The organism is Janthinobacterium svalbardense, from assembly GCF_002327145.1.
GTDB lineage: Bacteria > Pseudomonadota > Gammaproteobacteria > Burkholderiales > Burkholderiaceae_D > Janthinobacterium > Janthinobacterium tructae.
In genome coordinates this window covers 3,713,192-3,733,950 of record NZ_CP023422.1, presented here as the reverse complement: position 1 = coordinate 3,733,950, position 20,759 = coordinate 3,713,192, and the positions used below count along the sequence as shown (strand labels likewise).

The following is a 20,759-nucleotide window of genomic DNA, read 5'->3' as shown; positions in this document are numbered from 1 at the left end:
TTTGAGGCGCTCCGGTACGGCGGCGGCGACCGGTGTGCCGTGCCTTAACCCAGCCTGGAAACTGGCGCGCCCAACGTGGTGCGCCGGAAGCCGGGCAACTTGATAATGCTTAATCGTGTATTCACAATCGCAGATCGATCCAGTCGTCAGTTTCCGTAACACCCAGGGTGAGGCGGTGCGCGGCACGATTTTCAACTTGCAGCGCAATTCGCTGGTCATGGAAATCTACAATCCCTACTCGATTGTGCAGGTCAGCGAGGTGCTCAATGACCTGACGGTGCGTATGGGGGCGAAGAACGCCTATGTGGGCAAGGCCGTCGTCATCAGCAGCGTCAACACGGGCCTGACCGCCATCGTTTCCGTCACCCTGATCGACGAGTGGCGCGAGCTGAGCGACGTGGTGGTGGTCAAGGGTGCCGTGGCGAAAGAGTCCAGCGCCTTTGTCGCCGGCTGGGGCGAGCGCTTCCGCATCCGCCGCGACTACCAGATCGTCGTCAACGAAATGCGCGCCTTTTTGTCGGAGGTGGCGCGCTGGGTCGAGCAGGTCGACTTGTCGGACTCGCTGCCGAAGGAAAACGGCCGCTTGCGTGCCGACATCTTCGACGAGCTGGCCTTGCCGCTGATGGAGCAAACCCAGCTCTATTTGCGCCAGCTCGAGGTGGAAGCCTCGCTGGTCGAGGAAGAACGGGCGCCGGCCCACCGGGCCTTTGCCCAGACGGCGCTGCACCCGCTGATCCTGCGCGCGCCGTTCGTCTTCCGCACGTTTACCAAACCGCTCGGCTATGCGGGCGATTACCAGATGGTCAATCAGCTGCTCGACGATCCGCGCCAGGGTCCGAGTACCTACTTCCAGATCGTCAATGCAGCCTTCTTGCAGGCGGCTGTCGCCACGGCGCACCGCAACCGCATCGATATCCTGACGGAGTTTTTGGCGCACAAGGCGGCCGAGGCGCGTGTTGCCGGGCACGTCTACAAGGTGCTGAATGTGGGCTGCGGCCCGGCCATCGAGGTGCAGCGTTTCCTGGAAACGTGCCCGGATGCGCAGTGGCTGGCGTTCGAGCTGGTCGACTTCAGCAGCGAGACCCTGGACTGGACGCGCGCGCGCCTGACCACCATCATGCAGCGTACGGGAAGAGTGGCGGAAATCGATTACGTGCACGACTCCGTGCACAACCTGCTCAAGCGCCGCCATGGCTCGGGTATCACGGGCTTGCCTGGCAGTTTCGACGCCGTGTATTGCGCCGGCCTGTTCGACTACCTATCCGACAAGGTCTGCGCGCGCCTGCTGCTGCATTTCGCCTCGCGCGTGCGGCCGGGCGGCCGTTTGCTCGTCACCAATGTGCACGCGAACAATCCGGGCAAGTTCGGCATGGAGCATTTGCTGGAGTGGCATCTGATCTATCGTAATGAAGCGGGCCTGTCGGCCTTGCTGCCTGAACATGCCACGGAGCCGAAAATCTATGTCGACGCCACGGGCGTGAATGTGTTTGCGGAAGTGAGCATTCCTTGATGGATACTCCAGGCCTGCACGCCGGCTACACGGCCGTTTTGCGCGACTTTCGCCTGGAATTCAGCCGCGGCGGGGCTTACACGGGCATCGTGCTGATCCTGCTGGGCATGGGCCTCGATTCGGCCCTGTATCCGGACAAGCAGTCGGCTTTCACCAGTGCGCGCATTCTCGTGTCCGTGCTGATCTTTTGCGTCGTGCTGGCCATGCGCACGCGCTGGGCGCAAGACCGCATCCAGGGGCTGACCTTCGTCTGGCTGATCCTGCCGCAAATCATGATCGCCTGGATGATCGCCGTCACGGAAGGCGCCACCTCGATCTATTATGTGGGCATGACCCTGGCCATCTATTCCTCGGGCATCGTGCTAGCCTTCGGCCTGTGGCAAAACATGTTCTTCGGCGCCATCTCCTGCCTGCTGTACGTGGCCGCTTGCACCTGGCATGCGGGCGGCTTCGACTTGCCGGCCACGTTTGTCGTCAACTGCCTGTTCCTCATCATGTCGGCCAGCATCAGCGCGGTGTTTACCTATTTCAATGAGCGCGCCCGCTTCATGCTGTTCCAGCTGAAGGCGGAAGTGGCGCAAAAGAACACGCAGCTGGAAGAAACCAACAAAAGCCTGGCCGATATCAAGGGGCAGATGCTGCAACAGGAGAAAATGGCCGCCATCGGCACCCTGGCCGCCGGCATGCTGCATGAAGTCAACAACCCCGTGAATTTCTGCATGATGGCCATCGAGGTGGCCATCGAAGACCCGGCCGCCAAGCAAAGCGCGCTGGTGAGCGAATGTCTGGCCGACGCCAAGGAGGGCATGTTGCGCGTGCAGCACATCGTGTCCGACTTGAAGACCTTTGCCTACCGCAAGAGCGGCAACCAGCTGGAAACGGGACACTTCCAGTTCCGCAGCGCGCTCGATGCGGCCATCCGCCTGGTGGGGCATGAAACGAAGAATGTCAGCATCAGCCACGACTTGCCGGTCGACACCCTGGTGCGCGGCGACGAGGCGGCCATCGTGGGCGTGCTGATCAATTTGCTGGGCAATGCCGTGCTGTCCATGCGCAAGGGCAATGCGCCGCCGTTCGAGATCCGCATCACGGCTCGCTGGGACGAGAACCGCCTGCGCATCAGCGTGCGCGACAACGGCCCCGGCATCGCCCCGGAAAACCTGGCGCGCGTGTTCGAACCGTTCTTCACCACGCGCGAAGTGGGGCAGGGGCTGGGCTTGGGCCTGAGCATCAGCTATGGCGTGATCGAGCGCCACGGCGGCACCCTCTCCGCCGAAAGCGAACTGGGTGAGTGGGCCAGCATGAATTTCGACTTGCAGCGCTCCGACTGGGAGGGGCGTTAATGGACAACGATAGCCGCGCCAGCGTGCTGTATGTGGACGACGAAGCGCTCGCCTGCAAGTACTTCGCGCGCGCCATCGGTGCGCGCTACCGCGTGCTGACGGCGCACAGCGTCGATGCGGCGCTGGCCATGCTGAAAGATGAGGCCGCCAACATCGATGTGCTCGTTACCGATTACCGCATGCCGGATCGCCTGGGCAGCGAGCTGCTGCAGGAAGTGGCGCAGCGCTACCCGCACATCGTCTGCATGCTGGTGACGGCGTATGCGGACAAGGACGTGCTGCTGGAACTGATCAATGGCGGCTCGCTGTTCCGCCTGCTGGAAAAGCCGCTCGACTTGCCCGCCATGCACGCGGCGCTGCAGCTGGCGGTGCAGACAGGACGCGAGCGCGCCGCGCGCCGCCAGGGCCTGGTGGCGATGGAGGAATCGCTGGCCTTCCTGGCGCACGAATTGAACACGCCGCTGGCGGCCATCGCCAATTTTGCGCGCGGCATCGCGCGGCGCGCGCAGGCGGACGCTGCAGCACAGGCCGAGATCGGCGAAGCGGCCGCCTTGATGCACGACAATGCACGCTATTGTTTGTCCGTGCTGGCCAGCTTTGTCGACACGGTGCGTCTGGCCAGCGCCGGGCCGGGCATGCAGGGCGGACGCAGCGCCGGCAGCGCGCGCCAGCTGCTGGCTGCCTTGCTCGACAGCTATCCCTTGAGCACGGCCCAGCGCGCTTCCATCACGGTGGAGCAGGGCGAGGACTTTGCCATTGCCGAGTCGCCCAATTGCGTCGCGCTGATTTTATCGTCCGTGCTGGCGAATGCCCTGCGTTCGGCCGGCGAGCAAGACCATCCTGCGATCGGCATCCGCATCGATGCGGGCCGCATCACGGTGCGCGACAATGGCGCCGGCATCGCCCCCGAGATTGTTGCGCAGCTGTTGCTTGATCCCGTCGGCGCCAGCGGTGACGAAGGCAAGGGCTGGGGCATGGTGTTTTGCCACCGCATGATGCAATCGTTCGGCGGCAACCTCGATATCGCTACCGAATTTGGCAGTGCCACCACGGTAACCCTGAATTTTCCAGTACATATAAGGAACGAGCATGATTGACGCCAATCTGCGTTTGCCGGCTCAGCGTGAGCCGGCGCAAGGCTTGCCGACGATACTCTATGTCGATGATGAGGCCAACGCCCTCAAATATTTCCAGCGCGCCATCGCGCCGCTGGCCAACGTGCTGACGGCCACCTCGGTCGAGGAGGGCAAGCGCATCCTCGACGCGCAGGCCGAGCGCATCGCCGTGCTGGTGTCGGACCAGCGCATGCCGGGTGCCTATGGCAACGAATTGCTGTCCTATGCCTGGGACCGCTATCCGCACATCGTGCGCATTTTGACCACCGCGTATTCCGAGCTGGAGCACACGGTGGAAGCCGTCAACCAAGGGCAGATCCACCGCTACATCCAGAAGCCGTGGGATATCGCGGCGCTGCGCATGGAACTCAAGCAGGCTTTGGAACTGGCACGGCTGCGCAATGAACACGCCCAGCTGCTGCGCGAAAAACTGATGGTGCGCCAGCGGCAAGCCGTCGCCAACCGCATCGGCACCCTGTACGCCTTGTGCGCCAGCCTGGCCGGTCCGGAACAGCAGCTGCCCGTGGAAGCGTATCTGTCGGCGGCCCTGACGGCTGGCGTCACGCCGCCCGAGCCGGACTGGCTGCTGATGGATTATGCCGACCTGGTCAGTTCGGAAGCCTTCCGCGGCACCGCCTTTGCCGCCGCCGTGCGCCAGCAGCTCGACACGCTCGAGCGGGAGCACCCGGGGCGCGGCGTGGAGCAAGCGATCGACATGCTGCTGCCCGTGTTTGGTGCGGCGCTGCAAAACCAGGGCGGCACGGCCCTGTTCCTCGATGGACGCCTGCTGACGGAATTCCTGGAAACACCGACCACCACGGCCGTCTCGTCCATCCATTCGTTCTGGCTTGCCAGCTTGCTGTGGCTGGCGCGGCGCGGCTGGTCCTTGCAGCTGAGTAAGACGGAACTGGGCTTGCAGGGCAAGGTAGTACAGGCTGAACCGGCGCTCACGCCGGACCATCTGGCCGCCTGGATCGAGCAGTTCTGACGGGGCGGCCCGCAAGGGCGGTGCTAACTAAAACAGGGCCGCGCGGGCCCTGTGTCTGCTTGCTGCGAGCAGAGTTTAACGCTCTGACGCCGCTTTCAGGTTGTTCAAGCCTTTTTCAAAATCCTTGCCGATCATCCTGTCCATGCTGACAAACACCGTCATGACCTTGCTGACGTAAGGGCTGGGACCCGTCATGGTCCAGTTCACCTTGGTGCCGTCGCCCTCGGGTGTCATGGTAAACGTGGTGGTGTTATGGCTTTCGAACGGTTTCAGGAAGTCCAGCTTGATGACGGTGCGCTCGGGCTGGGCCGCTTCCGTGATTTCCATGCGGCCGGCGCCCACCTTGTCATTGCCTTGCCACGCATATTGCGCGCCCAAGCCATTGGCCGGGCCCGCAAAGGTGCGGCGCATGGCTGGATCGAGCTTTTCCCACGGCGACCAGGCGGCCCAGTAATGGAAGTCCGTGATCAGGCCGGCGATTTTCTCGGGCGGGGCCTTGATGGTGATTTCGCGCTGGACACTGAAGGTGTCGGGCTTGGTGGTGGCATAGCCGAGGATGGCGGCGACGACGACGACGATCAGCAGCAGGGTTTTTTTGATCATATGCTCTCCAGATCTTGAATGGTCGATGCGAACGAATCAAGGCAATCTTAGCAGATATGAATGGCTGTGCGCAGCCGCTTGGCCTTTATTTGCGCCAGCTCTGCGCAGGACCGCCTGCACGCTCGTTCGCCGCCGCACGCACCCGCGCACGCCAGGTGTGTGCAGGTTTGTGGTGAGGGCCGGCGTCCGCTAGAATGCTGGCCTGCAACGATTTCACTTAGGGAAATATGATTCAACGATCGATCGCCAGGCTGACCCTGGCGTGCGGCTTGCTGGCGTCCGCCTTTGCCGCGAACCTGGCGCATGCCGATGCCTGTCCCGCCCATTATGTCGATGGCCGCAAGCCGGAAATCACCAACCCCAAGCTGGATGTGGCGACCAAGGAGTTGTGCTACAACGTGTTTGGCGTGATGCACTCGGGGATCACCCGCACGCCCCTGTGGTCGGCCGAGCACTTGACGGCGAACAACCTGGAAGCGGCGCAGGACTTGTCGCGCGAAAACTCCTTCCATGCCGAACGCAAGCTGCCTGCCGCCCAGCGCGCGGAACTGGCCGATTATGCGCGCAGCGGCTTCGACCGTGGCCACATGGCACCGAACGGTGACATGCCGGACCGCCAGAGCCAGCGCGACAGCTTTACCCTGGCCAATATGGTGCCGCAGGATGCGCGCAACAACCGCTATGTGTGGGCCGGCATCGAAGGCGCCGTGCGCAAGATGGCGAAGAAGGAGGGCGATTTGTACGTGATCACGGGGCCGGCGTTCATTGGCGGCAACTTGCGCAAGGTGGGGCGCGTGATCGTGCCCAGCCACCTGTACAAGGCCGTGTACAGCCCGCGCCAGCGCGCCGGCGCCGCCTACTTTATCGAAAACGCCGATACCAAGGCGTATGAAATGTTAAGCATTGCGCAACTGGAAGACAGGATAGGCATCGATCTGTTACCGTCGCTGACGCGCCAGCAAAAGCTGCGCATGCTGAGTTTGCCCAAGATCAATAGCAAGTCCAAAAACCGTTGAAAGGAAATCCCATGTGCGCAAAGAAATTCGTCCCGTATGCCAATGAAAGCGATGTGCTGGAGATCGGCAATCTGAGCATCGAAAACCGCATCGACCGCATCAGCATCAGCGGCGATATCGACCTGACCCTGGACAAGCCGGGCCTGGCGCTGGCGAAACAGCTGCAAAAACTGCTGGGCGACATGGTGGCGCAGCTGGAAAAGCAGGAACTGCCCGACCAGTTGCCACCGCCCGAGGTGACGTCGGTGGCCAATCCCTTCGAGTGACGTTGGGACCAGCACCTATTTTGCCGGGCTGGCGGCGCGATAGTAGCCCTTACGGCTGATCTCTTCCGGCGCATTCGCAACTTCATACGCGGTCAGGGCGATGGCGATGGCAGAGTACTGCTGCGCCGCGCTGAAAGGCAGCACGTTGTCATACGTGTCCAGTACCGTGTGATGCACGCGCGCATAGTCGAAATCACCGAGCACGGTAAATTTCGGCGTCGGCACGCCATGCAGGCTGAAGACGGCGTCATCGCTGCCTGCCCGCGCATTCATCGCCTTGCTGGCATCGCGCGGCACGTCGTTGACGCTCGCGGCGAAGCCGAACATGGGGTGGATGTCTTGCAGGGCCAGTTCGACGCGGCCAAACACGCTCTTCCAGGCCGTGGGAATCGCGATGCCGTCGATGGCGCCGGGCCGGCCGTCGCGGTTGAGCATCATGACGATATTCTTCAATTCACCTGCATGCCGCTCGGCGAACGCGAACGAACCCTTGCGGCCGATTTCTTCCGCGCCGAAGGCCACCAGCATGATGCTGCGGCGCGGCCTGGCATTGGACTTGGCCAGCAGGCGCATCGCTTCCAGCATAGTGGCCACGCCGCCGCCATTGTCGGCCGCGCCCGTGCCGCCATCGTAGCTGTCGAGGTGGGCGCCGATCAGCACGACTTCTTCCGGCTTTTCCGAGCCGGGAATGCGGGCGACGACGTTGTGATACGTCACCGGGCCCGGATAGAACCAGTTGCGGATGTCAAACTCCAGGGTGACCGCTTCACCGCGCGCCAGGCGCTGGCGGATGTCGGCGTAGTGTGGCGCGGCCAGCTTGATGTCGGGCAAGGTCGGCAGGGTCGCCCAGGTAGCGGGCGCCGCGCTGGCGGCATACAAGGGTTCTTCGCCAGACTGGATGGTGCCGAGGGCGCCGGCCTGCATCAACAGCCGGGTGATGGCCCCGGGCTTGTGGATGGTCTTGCCATCGCGCCCGCCACCGCCGCTTTCACCACTCGTCAGCACCCATTTTCCCTTGAATTGCGCAGCGCGCTGTTGCGCCTCTTCCAGGGTGGCCGGCCCCATAATTGCCCGGCCCTGCTGCACGCCACGCGTGCCGGCCGTGTAGGCGGGCGTCGCCATGCGCAGGGGCTGTTCCTGGGGCGCCAGCATCTTGCCCGACCAGGGGCCCCGGTTGAAGCCGACGGGCATGTCACCGGCTTCTTCCAATTCGGCCTGCACGCCCCATTGCCGCAGTTGCATGCGCGCCCATTGCGCCGCATGCGTGTAGGCGTCGCTGCCTGCCATGCGGCCACCGAAGCGGTTGCTCAGGATGTCGAGCCAGTCCATTGCGCGCGGCTCGCTCGTGCCTAGCGCCACGATCCGGCGCGCCGTGGCGTCGCCAGATGGTGATGGCGTGGCCTCGATGCTGGCATCCCTGCCGGACAGCGTCGCCAGGAAGGCGAGCAGCCTGTCTTGCTGGCGCGCCGCCAGCGCCGCGTCCAGCTTGGCGGAACGGTTCAGCTTATCCTGGCGCAGCAATGTTTCATAGGCGCGCAGCACGCCCTGCATGCCCGCCAGGTCGCGGTCCCCTTGCTGCAGGGCCTGTTCCGGGTGGTCGATCTGGAAGGCCATCACGCTGGCCAGGTACTGGAAGCGCAGCGCCTCGCGCGTGGCCGGCGTGGGGGCGGTGCTCAGCCAGTCATCGGGCATGCTGGCGCCAAACGTGAGGTCGGGAATGGCATCGATCCATGCGCTGAGCCAGGCGCCATCGCGCTGCTGCAGCGCCAGAGGATCGTGCTGCGCCGCTTGCGCCATCTGCACCACGCGCGCGCGTTCGGCCGGGGTAGACGGGCCGCGCGCGGTGGCGCTTGCCGCAGTTCCCGGCAGCGCGGCCTGCATCACCGGCGGCACATAGCGCTCCCTGAGCCGCGTTCCCGTCACCGGCTTGGGTTCGTTCTCATCGGTTTCGACCAGGCGTTCGCCGCTCAGCACGTTGCCTTTTGCTTGCAAGGTCCAGCGGATCGTCACGTCGGTACTCACTTCCTTGCCGCTTCTCCCCGTGCTGACGCGCTTGCCGCCGTGCCGGAAGACGGTGCCGGCCGGGCTGGCTATGCCATGCACCGTGCGCGGCGGCGTGAGCTGGCCCCGTTCGTCGAGCCAGGATATCGTCGCGCGCAAGCTGCCCTGGTCTTCGGTGATGTCGAGTATGCCCGTGTCGATCAGGTCGACTTCGACGCCATTCGCCGTGGTCGTGCCCGTCGCCGTCTGGAATTGCCACTGTCCGGCGAGGGCCGGCACTTGCGCGTACAGGGCGCCAGGCAGGGTAGCGGCGGCGAGGACGCACGTGGCGTAAAGGTGGGGAGGGAACAGCTGCATGGTTATCCTTGTCATGGTTTTCACTCGGGAAGAGTCGAAAAACAGTATGCAGATAACCAGATTGCCAAGATGCTACTTTCCGACCAAGACCGGGATTTGCGGCTTGAAGGCGCGTTTGGCCGCGCCGAAGAACAGATCAAGCTCATCCGGCAAGCTGCGTCGGATGAGGTTGGTCTGGCACAAAGTTACTTGGCGAACGCCTGCGCCGCTGGCGTCACGGTGACGGCTTCCGGCTTGATGCCCAGTTTCATCGCGCCGATGACCTTGTCTTCATCGAGCAGCGCTTGCGGCTTGTTGCCGTCGTACTTGATGGGCGAAAACGCGTCGCTGACGAGCTTATCCTTCAAGCCGGCCGCATCCTTGGCGACGATCACCACCGACAGGTTCTTTGCCGACAAATGCTGTTTGATGGCGCGGTTGACGTCAAGCACCGTCAGTTTCGACAGGCCATCACGCATCAGCTTGGTAAATTCCGGCGTGCCATACCATTGCGAATCTAGCGCATAACCCAGTTGCTGGTCTTGCGTCGAGGTCATGACGAAGACGTTCTTCATCAGGTAATCGCGCGTGGTGGCAAAATCGTCCTGCGTCAGGCCGTTGTCGATGAGCTTGCCCAATTCCGTCAGGGCTACGCGCAGCGCGAAGTGGGCGTTGTCCGGCGCCACGGGGCGGATCCAGATTTCGAACAGCTGCGCCTTGCGGCCCAGGTTCGGATTCGGGAAGAACTGGTACATCCCGCGCGGGAAGGCTTCGATGTACGCGTAATCGCCATAGTTCATGCCGCGAATTTCACGGATGCGCTGGTACAGATAGGAATTCGAGGCGCGGTGCTCGCCCAGCCAGGTTTTCGCCAGCCACAGGGCGGGGAAGTCCGGGTGCGTGCGCGTCACTTCCAAAGGCAGGCCGAAGGAAATGGCCGTGGCGCGCGTGTTTTTCTCGATGATTTCCACTTCCAGGCCATTCGTCTTGCGGCCCGCGGGTTTGACGGTGGCCGGCAAGCCGGGACCGGCCGGCAGTTTGCCGAGTGCCTGTGTCAGCGAGGCCGTCATGGCGTCGGACACATCGCCGGAAATGCCCACCTTGACGGCGCCTTGCGCATACGCGCTCTTCCAGAACTGTTTGACGTCGTCGAGGGTGATGGCGTCGATGCCGGCGAGCGTGCCCAGCACCGGGTGGCCATATGGCGTGCCTGCATACACATTCGTTTGCAAGCGTTCCTTGGCGAATTCCTCTTCGTTATTGTCCTTCAGGTCCAGCAGCAGCGCGTTCTTTTGCGCATCCTTCAGGCGGCGGAAGTCGTCTTCGCGGAAACCCGGCGAGAGCAGCAGGGGCAGGGCGATGGCGTTGAACTGCGTCCAGTTATCCCGGTGGATGGAGCCCGTAAACGTCGTCATTTCCTTGTCCGTCTGCTGGCTGAAACTGCCGGCCAGCGGGAACAGGGCCTGGTTGACTTCGTCGATCTTGCGTTCGGACGAGCCGCCGGACGCCACCATGGCGGCCGTCAGCGCGGCCAGGCCTTCCTTGCCTTTGGGGTCTTGCGCGGAACCGGCCGTAAACAGCAGCTTGTAGCGGATTTGCGGCAGCGCGGACTTTTGCACCAGGACGTCAAATTTCGCGTTCGAGGAGGGCGGCAGCAGGCTGGCCAGCTTCGGCGTGGTGGCGATGGCGTCGGCCATCGGCTGGTTTGACAGGGTGGTCACCACCAGGCCGTCGTCCGTCAGGTATTTGCGCGCGGCCGCCTGCAGGTCGGCCGGCGTGAGCGTGTCGATCAGGCGGTAGTACTGGTTGATGGTGGCGTAGGAACGGTCGAAATGCACGAAGGAAGCCAGGGTGCCGGCAATTTGCTCCGTGTTGTCGAGCGAGCGGATCAAGCCGTATTTTTCGGCCGACTTGGCGTCCGCCAGGTCTTTTTCGCTCACTGGCGTATCGCGCAGCTGCGCCACGGTGGTCAATATCGCATCGCGCACATAGATGGCGTCGTCGATGTTTTTCACGCGCGCGCCCAGCACGGCCAGGGTCGGGTCGACGCGGTCCGGCGTCATCTCGAACAATTGGTCGACCTTTTGCTCGTTCTGCACCAGGCGTTTATACAGCGGCGAGGTGCGGCCGAACGACAGCGACAGCAACGTTGCCAGCGCCGCCTGGTCCTTGTCCTTCACGGAAAACGCGGGTGCGTGGAAGCCCACGGCCACCCATGGCAGGGTCGGCGTGGGCCAGGCCACGTGTTTGTAGACGGGGCCGCGCGGCGCGGGTTCCACGGGCACGGCCGCCTGCTGCTTGCCGCGCTGCCACTGACTCCAGTATTTTTCCACCAGCGCGATGGCTTGCTGCGGCTCCACGTCGCCGGCGATGATGATGGTGGTGCGCTCGGGACGGTACCAGCGGTCGAAGAAGATCTTCGAATACGCGTACTGGTTCGGCATGTCTTCGATGTCCTGGATAAAACCCATCGTCGTGTGCTTGTAGGTATGCGTGGTGTAGGCGCTGTCGCGCATCACTTCGAACAGTTTCGAGACGGGATTGGCGCTGTTCTTGTTGTATTCGCCCAGCACGGCCCGCGATTCCGTCTTGAACGCGTCTTCCGCGTAATCGAGGTGCTGGAAGCGGTCCGCCTCCACCTTCAGCACGGTTTCCAGGTCTTGTTTGGCAAACGTCGTGTGGTAATTGGTCAGGTCGTCGCTGGTATACGCATTCTGGCGCGCGCCGGCGCGGGTGATGACTTCCTGGTATTTCTCGGGCGGATAGGCCTTGGTGCCGCGGAACATCATGTGCTCAAAGAAATGCGCGAAACCGGACTTGCCCGGCTCGACTTCATTGCGCGAGCCCGTCTGCACGGGAATCTGCAGCGAGACCAGGTTCGGAAAACCGGTCGGCACGATGATGATTTTTAGCCCATTGGCCAGGGTCTTTTCGGTGGCCTTGAATGGCAGCAAATCTGCCTTGCTGGCAGGGGCGCTGTGGGCAGCGGCCGGTTTGACGGGCGCGGCGCCCAGGTTCGACGAGGCCATGGCCGACAGCGCCAGGGCGAAAGCGGGTAATAAAGCGGGCATGATTCTTGACACGGGGGCTCCTTCTTTTTTGGATGTTATGAAAGTGCAACGCCGCAGCATAGAATATTCAGGCCGCCGTGCATAGGGGCGAGATTAAAAGTCGGGCCGCAGGATGCGTGCCGTCAGATGGCTGAGAAAATCGCGCCGGGTCGGCAGGAACATGCGGATGTACACGATGCCGTGCGTACGATCATGGTGGTAGACGACGCGGATGTCATGGCACAGGCGCTGCCGCACGTCCAGGCCGAGGTCGCGGGCCGCTTCGATGGGCGCGCCGCTGTCGGGGTAGGTCTTCAGATCGGCAAAGAGTTGCCGAAAGTCCGAGGTGAACTGCTCGCAGGCCGCTGCCACATGGCGCGCCTGGAAGTCGCTGCGCAATGCCCTGAAATCGGCTGCGGCGCTTTTCAGCACGACGAGGCGCGCCATCTCAAGCCTGGTCGAGGCTGGCCAGGAAGTCTTCTTCGGACACCACGTCGCCGCGCGCGATGTCCTGGTTGCCCATGGCGATCAGCTTCATGAACGCATGCTGTTCCTGCATCTGCTGCGCCTGCCGCTTGCCTTCCTGGTAGGCGTGCATCGATAGCACGACCATCTTCGCTTCGCCATTTTGCGTGATGATGATGGGCTCGTCCTGGCCCGCGTCAAAGCTGTTGACGATCTCGGTCGTGTTGGCCTTGAGGTAGGAAATCGGCTTGATGCGTTCCTTGAGGTTCATGGCGGCTCCAAATGCGAAAAAAACTGCGACAGGACCAAATATACACCAAATTTGGTCTTGCTTCCTTGTCGCTTACGTGAGTGTCGTTTCCGGCAGGCTGATGCGGTTGCGGCCCAGGTGCTTGGCGCGGTACAGGGCGCAATCGGCCGTGTGGATCAATTGTCCCGGTTGCGTGCCGGGGCCGGGCAGGGCCGTGGCGGCGCCGATGCTGACGGTGACGCAGGCGCCGTCGGGGCGCTTGCGCGGCAGTTGCAGCCGTTCCACGCGCTGGCGGATGCGTTCGGCCACGATGGCCGCGCCCTTGAGCGACTGGTTCGGCAGGATGACGGCAAATTCCTCGCCGCCATAGCGGGCCACCATGTCGTTCGCGCGCATTTCGCTGGCCACGGCGCCGGCCACCTTGCGCAGGCACAGGTCGCCGCCCTGGTGGCCGTGGCTGTCGTTGTATTGCTTGAAATTGTCGACATCGACCATCAGCAGCGACAGGGGCTGGCCCTGCCGCTGGGCGCGTTGCCATTCGGCCAGAATGGTGTCGTCGAAGCAGCGCCGGTTTGCCAGCCCCGTCAAGCCATCGCGCGTGGCCAGGCGTTGCAGTTCCACCTGCGCGCGCTTTTCATCGGTCATGTCGCGCAGGGTTTCCACCACGGCGATCAGTTCGTCGCCATTGCCGTAGATGGGGCTGGCATCGACGGCCAGGTAGCGCCGCCGCCCCGTGCGCGGCATGTCGCACCAGTTTTCCGCGCACAGGTTGCTGCCCGTGCTGCTGCGGTATTGCTGCTGGGCGTGCAGCGCGCGCATGTCGCCGCCGCGTCCGGCCAGCAGCAGGTCGGCCAGGGTGGGGCGCTCGTCGTTGTAAAAGCAGCGGCCCGGCTCGCGCGTGCCCAGTACTTCGGCTGCCGGCACGCCCGTCAGCTGCTCGCAGGCGCGGTTCCAGATCATCACCCGCCCATGCACATCGAGGACAAAGGTGGGCACCACCAGCAATTCCATCATCTTGACGGCGAAACCCTGGGCTTCGCCATACGGCGATGCGCTGGCATGTGCGTGACTATCCGGCATGAATGCATCCTTCCTGGGCGTGAATGGGGGGAGCTGGCTCCTTGGCCATGATGCAGCGTGGAGTAGCGATGGTGTTGATACGGAGCAATATTTCAGCGATGCACCATCGCTTCATCGTGGTGGCAGCTCGGCAGGGGCAGCGACAGGTGCAAGGTGGTGCCGGCGCCGCTGTGGCTGTCGATGTGCAGGCTGCCGCCGGCGGCAGCCACGCGCTCGTGCATGCCGGACAGGCCGCAACCGAGGCGCGGCGGCGAACCCGACAGCCCGACACCGTCGTCGCTGATGCGGCAGGCCAGGGTGGCGCCCGTTTGTTGCAGGCACAGCTGGACATGCGTGGCGCGCGCATGGCGGGCGATATTGGCCAGCGCTTCCTGCAGCGCGTGGTACAGCAGGGCCCCGTGCGCGCTGCCGGCGGCGGCGTCGAGCCGGTAATCGCAGCTGCAATCGATGCCCGTGCTGCGCTGGAAGTCCGCCAGCAAGCCGTCGCACGCCGCTTGCAGGCCGGCATCGAGGGCGGGCGGGCGCAGGTCGTGGATGACGCGGCGCAGCGCCGCGATGCTGAGGTCGACATTGTGCGCCATCACGGCCAGTTGCTGCGCCAGCTGGGGCGTCGCGCCATGCGTGCTGGCCTGCAGCATGGACAGGTCGATTTTCAGGGTCAGCAAATGCTGGCCCAGGTCGTCGTGGATATCGCGTCCGATGCGCAGGCGTTCCTGTTCGCGCGCCTTGCGCTGTCCGCTGGCCAGGCGCGTCTGCTCGGCGTCGGCGCGCAGCTGTTCCAGCGTCCGCTGGCGCTGGAACAGCCGGTGCTGGCGCCACAGCAGCAGCGCCAGCGCGCCTGGCGGGAGGGCGCAGGCCGCCATCAGGGACCAGGGCAGGCTGGCTTGCGCCAGTGGCCCGGCATACAGGGACGCGAGTGCGGCGGCCGTCAGGCAGGCCAGAATGCTCAGGCGGTACGGCAGGCGTATCCAGCGTTGCAGCATGTCCTTGCTCCCTAAATATTTTCCAGAAGGCAATGTTCTTACAGAAAATATATTATCTTTGGGTTATTTATATTGTCTAAACGCAAAAGCTACGCAGTTACGCCTGCCCCTGTGGCTTTCTTGCCCGTTGACACCGCAGCGCCAGGTGGCGGCCACGGCATTTGCACGGGAAGTGTCCCGGCGACATATAATAGAGGGTTGTCAATCGGCATTTGCGGTTCCGGCGCTGTGCGCGGGCATCGCTGCGGTCGCCTTGCACGAGGACGCCAGCCAGCTCTTAGGAAATACAGTGACTTATAGCATCAAAGAGATTTTTTATACCCTGCAGGGCGAAGGTGCGCACGCGGGCCGTCCGGCCGTGTTTTGCCGCTTTTCCGGCTGCAATTTGTGGACGGGCCGCGAAAGCGACCGCGCCACGGCCGTGTGCCAGTTCTGCGACACGGATTTCGTCGGCACCGATGGCGAACTGGGCGGCAAGTTCAAGACGCCCGAGGAACTGGCCGCGCTGATCGACAGCCTGTGGCCGGTCAGCTACGCGCCCAGCAAATACGTGGTGTTTACGGGCGGCGAGCCGCTGCTGCAACTGGACACGGCCCTGATAGCCGCCATGCACGCGGTCGGCTTTACCATTGCCATCGAAACCAACGGCACCTTGCCCGTGCCAGCCGGCGTGGACTGGATCTGCGTCAGCCCGAAGATGGGTTCGACACTGGTCGTACACAAAGGTAATGAAATCAAGGTGGTCATTCCCCAGTTCCAGCAAGACCTGGCCGCCTACGAACAACTGGACTTCGAGAACTTCTTCGTGCAGGCGATGGACGGTCCCCTGGCCGCGCGCAACATGCAGCTGGCCATCGAGACGTGCAAAAGCAACCCGAAGTGGAAGCTGAGCCTGCAAACCCATAAACTCCTGCAAATACCTTAACAAAACAATATGCTGACTATCACACGCAAGCTCGAATTCGACGCGGGCCACCGCATTCCCGACCATAAAAGCCAGTGCCGCAACTTGCACGGCCACCGCTACACGGTGGAAATCACGCTGGTCGGCAAGGTCATCGAAGCGGAAGGCAATTCCGACAATGGCATGATCATGGACTTTTCCGACGTGAAAACCCTGGCCAAGCAGCACCTGGTCGATGTGTGGGATCACGCCTTCCTCGTGTATGAAAAAGACACGGCCGTGCGCGACTTCCTGGCCAGCCTGCCCGACCATAAAACCGTCGTCATCGACCGCATCCCGACCGTGGAAAACCTGGCGCGCATCGCCTTCGAGATCCTCAAGGCCGCATTCACCGACCATTTTGGCACCGGCTTGCACCTGCATAAACTGGTGTTGCATGAAACGCCGAATTGCTGGGCAGAAGTGACCGATGACTGAAAAGCACGCTAGCGCGCAGGACGCGCGCTACATGCAGCTGGCCCTGGAACAGGCCCAGCACGCGTGGGACCTGGGCGAAGTGCCCGTCGGCGCCGTCGTCGTCAAGGATGGCGAAGTCATCGCCGTGGGCTACAACCAGCCCATCGGCCGTCACGACCCCACGGCGCACGCGGAAGTGATGGCCTTGCGCGCGGCCGCCGAAAAGCTGGGCAACTACCGCTTGCCCGGCTGCGAGCTGTACGTGACCCTGGAACCGTGCGTGATGTGCTCGGGCGCCATGCTGCATGCGCGCCTGGCGCGCGTGGTGTACGGCGCGGGCGACCCGAAGACGGGCGCCTGCGGTTCCGTGCTGAATCTGTTCGAGCAGCCGGCGCTGAATCACCAGACGGCCATCATTGGCGGCGTGCTGGCCGACGAGTGCGGCGCCTTCCTCAAGCGTTTCTTTGTCGAGCGCCGCCGCGCGCAGGCGCAAGCGCGCAAACTGGCCCATCCGCAGGTCTGACCATGCCCTGACAGGGCAGGGCAGTGCCGCCATGGCCTTGCCGGTAATGAGCCCTGCCTTGCCAGCCATCCCGGCTGGCATTTTTGCAACTGTTGCGAAATAACATCTGTCTAGACTACTTTGCCATTCTCAAATGAGAATGATTCGTGTTACAGTATTGTTTTCGCCAGCAACCTTTCCTTGCGCATCGTTATCGATCCGGGTTCAAGAGCCAGCCTCCACTCTTAAACCGGATCATCATGACTACAGTGCTTCTGCAGCGCTCCGCTGCACCCGTCGTATCCCCAGCTCATCTGCCCGCCCGCCGCCACAACCTGGTGCTGCGCGCAGCCTTGCTGGGCCTGTTCGCCGCGCCGCTGCTGCCGGTTTGCGCGCAAAATACCGCCATCAACGCGGGCACGGCGGCGCAGGAGCCGGCCAAGCTGCCCGTCTTCCCGGAAATCGTTGTCAATGCCAAGCAGGATTACGAGCGCCGCGCCGGCACCAGGACGGTCGTCACGGCGGATGACCTGGAGCGCCGCAATGTCACGGAAATGGGCGGCATCGTGCGCTACCTGCCTTTGATTACCGCGCCAGCGGCGGCCTCGGGCAGCGGCAGCGTGTGGGATGGTTCGGGTAATACCGGTTACAACATCCGCGGCCTGGAAGGCAACCGGGTCAGCCTGGAGCTCGATGGCATCTCGCTGCCGGACGCGGCGCCCAAGCCGGACGGCAACACCCTCAACGCCTTCGCCACGGGCCGTGATTATTTTGACCCGGAAACGTTCCGTGAAGTGCGCATCGATTCGGGCACGACGGCTGCCAGCGGCGCCAATCCCGGCCTGGGCGGCGGCGTGGCCTTCATCACCAAGTCGCCCGAGGATTACTTGGGCGAGGGGCGGGATCACTATGTCGCCTATAAATACGGCCGCGCCACGGCTGACCGCAGCAATGCGCACACCCTGACGGGCGCCGCCAAGCTCGGCGCCAATCTGCAGGGCCTGGCCGTGTATGTGCGCCGCGACGGCGAGCAGATGGACAGCCGCGGCAGCACGCCCGTCAACCCGGACGACTGGCATTCGAACGCCTTGCTGTCGAAGCTCGTGTGGGCCTTGCCTGGCGAACAAAAGCTCGACTTGACGGTCGATATGTTCGAACGCAAGAACAAGCGCGAGCTCAATAATAAAACCAACACCCTGTACCCGGACGGCGTGCAGCAGGATTCGACTACCAGCCGCACCCGCATCAGCCTGGGCCATGACGTGGTGCTCAAGGATTTCGCCCTGTTCGACCGCCTGACCTCGAAAGTCTATGTCCAGAACGCGAAAACGCAAGACAAGACCAACGGACGCTACACGTACCGCGGCAACTATTTGCGCTCCATCGAAACCAGTTTCAAGAATGACAGCGTCGGCGTCACGTCGGAAGCGTTCAAGCAGCTCAATGCGGACAACGCGCTGCTGTACGGCGTGCAGCTGGAACAGCTGAAAACGCGCCGTCCGTGGCGTGAAGACCGCACCGTCGTCGCCACGGGCCAGCATCAGATCACCAACAAGAACCGCATGGCCGACATGGACACGAGCAAGCTGGCCCTGTACGTGCGCGACGACCTCAGCTTTAATCTTGCTGGCAAGAAAGCCGTGCTGACACCGGGCTTGCGTGCCGATTACCGCAAGGACGCGCCGAAAAACCTGCAAAGCTATGCCATCGGCGTGCCGGGCGCGGCCAAGGAAATGCGCAAGCAGAGCGACACGTATTTCACGCCCAGTCTGAGCCTGTCCGTGGAAGTCTTGCCGCAAATGAACGCCTACGCCACCGTGACGCGCGGCACGCGCCTGCCGACGGCGGCCGAACGCACGGGTACCTATGATTCCATCAGCTATACGGGCACGGGGCAGGGCTATGCCGTGCTGGGCAATGCGAATTTGCGCAAGGAAACCAGCCAGGCCTATGAACTGGGCTTGAAAGGCGACGTCGTCAAGGGCTTGAGCATGCACGCCTCCGTCTACCAGACGGAATACAAAAACATGATCGAGTATGTGATGCAGGACGATGACCCGGTCAACTATCCCACCATCACCCAGGGTCTGTTCCGCCCGGAAAACATCGGCAATGCGCGCACCTGGGGCGCCGAGCTGAGCCTGCGCGCGGAGCTGGGCGCCTGGTCGCCAGCCATGCAGGGTTACCACGTCGACCTGGCAACGGGCGTGGCCAAGGGCCGCTCCTTCAATACCCTGACGGGCGACAGCGGCGGCCTGGCCTCGGTGGCACCGGCCAAGTCGGCCTTGACCTTCGGCTACGACCATGCGAACGAGCTGTTCGGCCTGGCCCTGACGGCCGTGCATGCGGGCGACAAACAGGCGCCGAATGACTTGCTGACGGGCACGACCGCGCCGCGTTTCACGGTGCCGTCATACACCATCTTCGACCTGTCGACCTACTGGAACGTGCACAAGAACGCGAAGATCGTCGTCGGCGTGTACAACTTGACGGATCGCAAGTATTGGGATTACGCCGCTGCGCGCAGCCTGTCCGCCGGCACCACGGCCGCCAATCGCGCGGAGATCGAGCGCTACGCCAAGCCGGGCCGCAACGTCGCCGCCAACCTCAGCGTCAATTTCTGATTTTTACCGGGGAGGGGTGCTTGCCCCTCTTATTTTCCATGTTTGATTGAATGGTCTCTCTATGAAGTTATCCAAACTCGTTCTATCCCTGCTAGGCAGCCTGCTGATTGCAAACGCATCTGCGGCCCCAGCCACCTTGGCGGAACGCTGGTCCACCTTGCGCACCGAGCAGCCCAAGCTGCAGATCCGCGACGCGGCGCGCGCGCTGGGTGTGTCCGAAGCGCAATTGCTGGCAACTAACCTCGGCAAGGGCGTCACGCGCCTGCAGGCCGATGGCAACCAGCCGCGCGAAATCATGCGCGCCGCGCTGGACCTGGGCCTGGTGCAAGCGATCACGCGCAATGAAAACGGCGTTATCGAGACGACGGGCGTCGCCAGCAAGTTCAAGCAGGCGGGCGACAAGTCGGAACAGGCCGATGCCATGCAGGACCCGGAAACGCAAGCGCGCCAGCGCAATATCGCTGGCGGCTACCTGGGCGGCCAGATCGACCTGCGTTTCCACTTTGAAAACTGGAAATATGCATTTGCTGTGGAGCAAGCGGGCCGCGACGGCAAGCCCACGCGCAGCCTGCAATTTTTTGATGCCAACGGCACGGCCGTGCACAAAATCTACCTGCGCAACGAGCCGGGCGTGGCCGTCTACGACAAGCTGGTGGCAAACTTCCGCATGCCCCAGCAAAGCGCGGAATTGAACGTGCTGGCCGTGGCGCCGAAAGCGGCGGAAAAGCCCGATGCCGAGATCGACGTCAAGGAATTCCAGCTGGCCTGGAAAGACATGACGGACGTACACCAGTTTGCGCAAATCATGCGCGAATTCCATCTGACGCGCGAACAGGCGCTGCGCCTGGCGCCAGCCGGCGTGGTCGAGCGCGTGACGCCAGCAGCGCTGCGCACCCTGCTGGAAAACGCGGCGAAGGACAAGGTTGCCATCATGGTGTTCCTGGGCAATGAAGGCTTGACGCAGATCTACAGCGGCAAGATCGAAAAAACCATGGCCGCCGGCGGCTTCTTCAACGTGCTGGACCCGGACTTCAACCTGCACATCCGCGACACGGCCCTGCGCAGCGGCTGGGTCGTCAAGCGCGGCGGCGTCACCTCGGTCGAGTTCTTCGATAACGACGGCACGCAAGTAGTCTCCTTCTTCGGCGTGCGCGAGCGAGGCAAGCCGCAGCCGCAAGCGTGGGTGGATCTGGCTGACAGCCTGCCAAAGGCAAAATAACGTTTTTTTGCAAGTTGATGAGTATCAGCACATGACAGAACCGTAGCG

At 63.1% G+C, this 20,759-nt stretch carries 18 protein-coding genes; 11 read left to right on the top strand and 7 right to left on the bottom strand.

Translation table 11 applies throughout. The annotated features are described in order from the left end of the window. Window positions 1-115 precede the first annotated feature (115 nt). The 4 genes from CNX70_RS16580 to CNX70_RS16565 are packed head-to-tail and all read left to right on the top strand — an operon-like array spanning window position 116 to window position 4,956. Window positions 116-1,510 carry a class I SAM-dependent methyltransferase gene (locus CNX70_RS16580; protein ID WP_096235609.1) on the top strand — a complete coding sequence of 465 codons (1,395 nt, stop codon included), beginning with the start codon at window positions 116-118 and terminating at the stop codon, window positions 1,508-1,510. After that, on the top strand, window positions 1,510-2,853 hold the full coding sequence (locus CNX70_RS16575; protein ID WP_096235608.1) for a sensor histidine kinase: 1,344 nt from the start codon (window positions 1,510-1,512) through the stop codon (window positions 2,851-2,853). Before CNX70_RS16580 ends, CNX70_RS16575 begins: the two co-directional genes overlap by 1 nt. Further along, window positions 2,853-3,950, top strand: a complete 1,098-nt coding sequence (locus CNX70_RS16570; protein ID WP_096235607.1) for a hybrid sensor histidine kinase/response regulator — start codon at window positions 2,853-2,855, stop codon at window positions 3,948-3,950. The genes CNX70_RS16575 and CNX70_RS16570 overlap by 1 nt, the downstream gene beginning before the upstream one ends. Further along, window positions 3,943-4,956 (top strand): response regulator, encoded by a 1,014-nt coding sequence (locus CNX70_RS16565; RefSeq protein ID WP_096235606.1) that lies wholly within the window; start codon window positions 3,943-3,945, stop codon window positions 4,954-4,956. The genes CNX70_RS16570 and CNX70_RS16565 overlap by 8 nt, the downstream gene beginning before the upstream one ends. A gap of 75 nt (window positions 4,957-5,031) precedes the next feature. Here the strand turns inward: CNX70_RS16565 and CNX70_RS16560 are convergent, their stop codons facing one another. Continuing rightward, the gene (locus CNX70_RS16560; RefSeq protein WP_071077181.1) at window positions 5,032-5,559 is read right to left on the bottom strand and encodes an SRPBCC family protein; all 528 of its coding nucleotides are present in this window, start codon (window positions 5,557-5,559) and stop codon (window positions 5,032-5,034) included. 227 nt (window positions 5,560-5,786) lie between these two features. Here CNX70_RS16560 and CNX70_RS16555 point away from each other — a divergent pair, with 227 nt between their 5' ends. Further along, a complete protein-coding gene (locus CNX70_RS16555) occupies window positions 5,787-6,575 on the top strand; it encodes a DNA/RNA non-specific endonuclease (RefSeq protein WP_096235605.1) in 789 nt (262 codons plus the stop codon). Window positions 6,576-6,586: 11 nt separating this feature from the next. Continuing rightward, the gene (locus tag CNX70_RS16550) at window positions 6,587-6,841 is read left to right on the top strand and encodes a nucleotidyltransferase family protein (protein WP_096235604.1); all 255 of its coding nucleotides are present in this window, start codon (window positions 6,587-6,589) and stop codon (window positions 6,839-6,841) included. Window positions 6,842-6,856: 15 nt separating this feature from the next. Here the strand turns inward: CNX70_RS16550 and CNX70_RS16545 are convergent, their stop codons facing one another. The 6 genes from CNX70_RS16545 to CNX70_RS16520 form a co-directional block, all read right to left on the bottom strand. Continuing rightward, the gene (locus CNX70_RS16545) at window positions 6,857-9,199 is read right to left on the bottom strand and encodes a M28 family metallopeptidase (protein ID WP_157751066.1); all 2,343 of its coding nucleotides are present in this window, start codon (window positions 9,197-9,199) and stop codon (window positions 6,857-6,859) included. 185 nt (window positions 9,200-9,384) lie between these two features. Next, entirely contained in the window at window positions 9,385-12,261 is a 2,877-nt protein-coding gene (locus CNX70_RS16540; protein ID WP_096235602.1) for a M16 family metallopeptidase, read from the bottom strand. A gap of 81 nt (window positions 12,262-12,342) precedes the next feature. Further along, window positions 12,343-12,675, bottom strand: coding sequence for a type II toxin-antitoxin system RelE/ParE family toxin (locus CNX70_RS16535; protein WP_096235601.1), 333 nt, complete (start codon window positions 12,673-12,675; stop codon window positions 12,343-12,345). 1 nt (window position 12,676) lies between these two features. Further along, window positions 12,677-12,964 carry a type II toxin-antitoxin system Phd/YefM family antitoxin gene (locus CNX70_RS16530; RefSeq protein WP_096235600.1) on the bottom strand — a complete coding sequence of 96 codons (288 nt, stop codon included), beginning with the start codon at window positions 12,962-12,964 and terminating at the stop codon, window positions 12,677-12,679. Between the two features lie 72 nt (window positions 12,965-13,036). After that, window positions 13,037-14,023: a sensor domain-containing diguanylate cyclase gene (locus CNX70_RS16525; RefSeq protein ID WP_244198827.1), complete on the bottom strand. Its 987-nt coding sequence runs from the start codon at window positions 14,021-14,023 to the stop codon at window positions 13,037-13,039. Window positions 14,024-14,115: 92 nt separating this feature from the next. After that, window positions 14,116-15,006: a sensor histidine kinase gene (locus tag CNX70_RS16520; protein ID WP_096235599.1), complete on the bottom strand. Its 891-nt coding sequence runs from the start codon at window positions 15,004-15,006 to the stop codon at window positions 14,116-14,118. Between the two features lie 289 nt (window positions 15,007-15,295). Between CNX70_RS16520 and queE the strand changes: the two genes are divergently transcribed. From queE to CNX70_RS16495, 5 genes are all read left to right on the top strand, one after another. Next, window positions 15,296-15,931 carry a 7-carboxy-7-deazaguanine synthase gene (gene queE / locus CNX70_RS16515; protein WP_096235598.1) on the top strand — a complete coding sequence of 212 codons (636 nt, stop codon included), beginning with the start codon at window positions 15,296-15,298 and terminating at the stop codon, window positions 15,929-15,931. A gap of 9 nt (window positions 15,932-15,940) precedes the next feature. Then, the gene (gene queD, locus CNX70_RS16510; protein ID WP_035819191.1) at window positions 15,941-16,387 is read left to right on the top strand and encodes a 6-carboxytetrahydropterin synthase QueD; all 447 of its coding nucleotides are present in this window, start codon (window positions 15,941-15,943) and stop codon (window positions 16,385-16,387) included. After that, window positions 16,380-16,889: a tRNA adenosine(34) deaminase TadA gene (gene tadA, locus CNX70_RS16505; protein ID WP_096235597.1), complete on the top strand. Its 510-nt coding sequence runs from the start codon at window positions 16,380-16,382 to the stop codon at window positions 16,887-16,889. Before queD ends, tadA begins: the two co-directional genes overlap by 8 nt. Before the next feature lie 239 nt (window positions 16,890-17,128). After that, entirely contained in the window at window positions 17,129-19,492 is a 2,364-nt protein-coding gene (locus CNX70_RS16500; RefSeq protein ID WP_096235596.1) for a TonB-dependent hemoglobin/transferrin/lactoferrin family receptor, read from the top strand. Between the two features lie 61 nt (window positions 19,493-19,553). Beyond that, on the top strand, window positions 19,554-20,711 hold the full coding sequence (locus CNX70_RS16495) for a hemin-degrading factor (protein ID WP_096235595.1): 1,158 nt from the start codon (window positions 19,554-19,556) through the stop codon (window positions 20,709-20,711). The last annotated feature ends 48 nt before the right edge of the window (window positions 20,712-20,759 follow it).